General features: G+C 68.6%; 1 protein-coding gene and 1 pseudogene. Both read right to left on the bottom strand.

Annotated elements, in window-relative coordinates; all coding sequences use genetic code 11:
* Positions 1 to 201 (bottom strand): undecaprenyl phosphate translocase family protein (locus ACFR9S_RS02830; protein WP_379818025.1); only part of this gene is annotated, 201 nt, incomplete at its 3' end.
* Positions 202 to 501: 300 nt separating this feature from the next.
* Positions 502 to 2544 (bottom strand): annotated as a pseudogene (locus ACFR9S_RS02825) (oligosaccharyl transferase, archaeosortase A system-associated); the annotation flags it as partial.
* Positions 2545 to 2557 lie beyond the last annotated feature (13 nt).

Here is a 2557-nt window from a genome sequence, read left to right as displayed (position 1 = left end):
GGCGTCGCCGCGGCGGTCGGGCAGCGGCGCGGCGACGATGTCGAGCAGTCTGTCAGGCTCGACGGCGGTGATCGCGGCGATCAGTCGGGGGTAGATCCCCGTCAGCAGCGCGATGGTCCCCCCAGAGACGCCGGGCACCGCGTCGGCGGCGCCCATCGCCACCCCGCGGAGGTAGACGCTCAGGGAGTCCCGTCCGCGCATCAGTTCGTGACCCGTGCCGCCGGGGCGAGCGTGTCGGCCCCGACGCCGATCACGCTCGGGCCGCNCCGTCGAGTCGGCCGACTGTCGGCTCTCACCGTCGACGGTCCCGATCGGTTCCGGGCCGGCGAGGCTGCTGGTGTTCTCGCTCGTGTTCGTCTCGTTCCCGCTGCTCTCGTTCTGTGCGCCCTCGGGCGGCTGTGTGCGCTTCTCGAGGGTGATCTGCTTGGCCTCCTCGTCGACGCCCAGCACCTTGCCCTCGGAGACCTCGAACTCCTGACCGTACTGGATGGAGTAGCCGCTCTCGTTGGTTGTCGCCGGCGCCGTGACGGTGTAGTTTCCGACCGCCCGGACGCTCACGTTCGTGTAGCCGTTCTCCGGCCCGAACTCGTCGTAGCCGGTGGTGGAGTACGGCAGCGTCAGCGTGAACTCGCCCTCGTCGTTCGTCTGGGCGTGCTGGGTGTAGGTGAACGTCTGGTTCGAGGACGGCATCCGCATCTGGACGGACGCGGTCACCTCGGTGTTGGCGGGGGCGTTCGACCCCTCGACGGTCGCGCCGGGCACCTTCTCGAACGTCTTCACCCACGACGGCGTCGTGGTGGACTGCTGGTAGATCAGCCCGTAGAGCTGGTCGCCGGCCATCGCGGCCTGTCGCCGGTCGTTCAGCTGGAAGTTCTGGTTCTGGGCCTGACTGGCCTTCGCCAGCCGGTAGTGCTCCAGCGCGGGGATGTCCTCCTGCGGGAACGGCCCGACGCCGCCGATCTGGGCGCTACCGTCCTCCTCGACGTACGCGCGGGCGGCGCTCATGTTCGGGAAGCGTCGCAGCATCGTGTCGTTGGCCATCGTCGTCCGGGCCTCGAACGTCTCGCCGTTGGGACGGGTCAGCTCGCGGGTCTCCCAGTCGACCACGAACGGCGCGGCGTCCTGTGCGGAGCCGTGGTAGCGGTAGAGCCGGATCATCAGGCTCTCGTAGTACCGCTGCTCGTAGATTTGGGCCGAGCCACTGACGAACGTGCCGCGCTCGGTCTCCTGGAGCTGGTACATCCCCTTGGCGAAGTCGCTGTAGGAGACGTTCTGGTCGTCGTAGAACGTCACGGGCGCGCTGAACTTCGAGGTGACCGACGCCATCTGGTAGTCGACCATCACGTAACGGGTCTCCTCACCCGGCTGGGCGCGCCGGTCGAGCACGTTCTGCGCCTGACTTTCGTTGGGCGCGAGCAGGTAGTTCGCGGCGTTGGTCGCGCCCTGCTGGAACGGGTTCGCGTTCGGAATCCGCTCGCTCTGGGTCGTGATCCAGTGGCCGTAGTCCCACCACGACATCACGCCGTAGGCGCCCTCGGGGTACTCGAAGTCGTCCGTCTTCTCGTAGGCGCCGTAGTACTCCATGTCCTCGGCGTTGCCGGCGCCGCCGAGGTTCCCCTCCTCGGGGGTGTTGTTCTGCATCCAGTCGAACGTCCCTTCCCACGCCAGTATCGCGCCGGGACCGGTGTTGTTGCCGGTCTGGACGGACGTGGCGGTCTGCGTGCCGGCGCTCTGTGCGCTGCCGCCGAGCGTGACCGGGACGGCGAGCACGGGCGCGGCGACGAGCAGGAGGACGGCGGCGACGGTGAGCACCTGGTGGCCCTCCAACTCCTCGACGAACATGATCGCGCCTACGAGCGCCGCGACCGCGACGACGACCGCCGCGAGCGTCTGGTTGAGCAGGAGCAGCCCGAACACGACGGGGACGGTCGCCAGCCCGACCGTGCGGACCTCCAGATCGGCCGCAGAAAGCGCGCTGTCGGCGTCGATGTAGTCGAGCACGCGGCCGAACAGGTAGGCGTTGGCGACCACGATCACGACCGCGAGGTAGTAGTTGAAGCGGACCTGGGTGAACGCCATCGAGGTGATGAACGCCGCCCAGACCACGAACAGCAGGTCGGTCGCCTCGTACTCCGCGATCAGCGGCGCGCCCACGAGGAGCGCGGCGACGATCGCCAGCCCGAGCACCTGCTGGTCGATGCCGACGACGCCGCCGACCACGCTCGGCAGCGGCGTCAGGAAGATCAGCGCGGCGGTCAGGAGGCTCCCGCCGAGGTAGGTGTACGCACGCTGGGTACCCTTACGGAGCAGCGGACGGGCGTGCATGAGCACGACTGCGAGGATCGCGGTGAACAGGGTGACCCCGTACTCGAGGATGATGCGTTCGGCGCCGGTGTTGAGGCCGTACTGCTGGATGGAGGTCGGGCTGAGGAACGGCTGGGCCTCGGAGATGGTCCGCATCTGCGCGCCGGCGCTGAACCCGACGATCCGGAGGAGGTTCCCGGCGATCGTCTCGAACAGCCCCGAAGCGACGACGGAGATCACGCCGACGCCGACG

It is taken from the genome of Halolamina salina (genome assembly GCF_042678005.1).
GTDB classification, from domain to species: Archaea; Halobacteriota; Halobacteria; order Halobacteriales; family Haloferacaceae; genus Halolamina; species Halolamina salina.
The sequence above is the reverse complement of the archived record's forward strand: the minus strand, read 5'-3'. Positions and strand labels throughout refer to the sequence as shown.